Source organism: Caldalkalibacillus uzonensis (assembly GCF_030814135.1).
Lineage (GTDB): Bacteria > Bacillota > Bacilli > Caldalkalibacillales > Caldalkalibacillaceae > Caldalkalibacillus > Caldalkalibacillus uzonensis.
The window spans coordinates 1-1,036 of sequence record NZ_JAUSUQ010000053.1 but is presented as its reverse complement, the minus strand read 5'-3'; the positions used below and the strand labels follow the sequence as shown (position 1 = coordinate 1,036).

General features: G+C 44.0%; 1 protein-coding gene. It reads right to left on the bottom strand.

Annotated features, from left to right (window positions below; genetic code table 11):
- Positions 1-50: 50 nt before the first annotated feature.
- A partial coding sequence (locus J2S00_RS19855) for a transposase (RefSeq protein ID WP_307344037.1) occupies positions 51-1,036 on the bottom strand: 986 nt, incomplete at its 5' end.

Genomic DNA, 1,036 nt, shown 5'->3' with positions numbered 1-1,036 from the left:
CCCCCTCCCCACCATATGCGGGCTGGTGATTTCCATGTTTAATTTTGGTTTTAAGCAGCGATGTTCATACTTTGTCTTAGATGCATGCTTAGGGCTTGAACAAGAAGCGTAATGGCATTGAATAGAGCGATCACTTTGACTTTATCTCTGCCTTGTACGTGAAGACGGTTGGCTGTCATGTGTGATTTCATCCGTGAATTACAACGTTCGACACAGGATCTTTTACGATACAGATCTTGCCATGTTTGAGATTCCCGATGGGGAATTGCGTATCGTCTGAGATCATCATCTGCTTTCTTTTTCACGACCATCCCGTAATTTGAAGGGGAACACCATATGGTGCCATGGGGACAATCCACCTTGCCTGTCGCATGCGGACAACGAAATTTTAGGTATCGGCCTTCTGAGCCCCAATATGTCATTTCATAGCCCATGGAACATATCGGCGTTCCATTTGATGTCATGCCTTCTGGCGGTTCTTTCTCATTCCTGAGATTTAAAGGAATAATCGCTTGTGCACCATAATCACGAGCAGCTTGATAACATTTCAGCTGATCATATCCAGCATCTGCAATGACGTATTTAAGGCCGTCAAAAAGATCAACATGTTCTTTGACCAGGTCAGGGAATACGTCACCGTCATTCACACTGGCTGTTGTGACTTCCAATGCAGTTGGAAGTTCACTTTCTGTATCCACTGCCAGGTGAATTTTGTAGCCAAACCAAGTGATTTTTTGTTTCATTTCATCGAATTTAGCACCCCAACTGGCCAACTCTGAATCCTGACATTGCTTTTTCGATCGTTTTTTCTCGTAAGCATCAATGGCCATACTGTCAATGGCTACTTTTTCTCCTTTGATGACGCCGTGAGCTTTACAAAGCTGGACCAGATCCCGAAAGAGTTGTTCTGCAATACCTTTGTCTACGATGTGACGGAAAACGCGGCTGAAGGTAGACACACTAGGTGGACTTTCAGCTAAAGCAAAGCCACAACGATACCTGAATTTAAGATCACTTTTTAATCGCTCATGAAGAC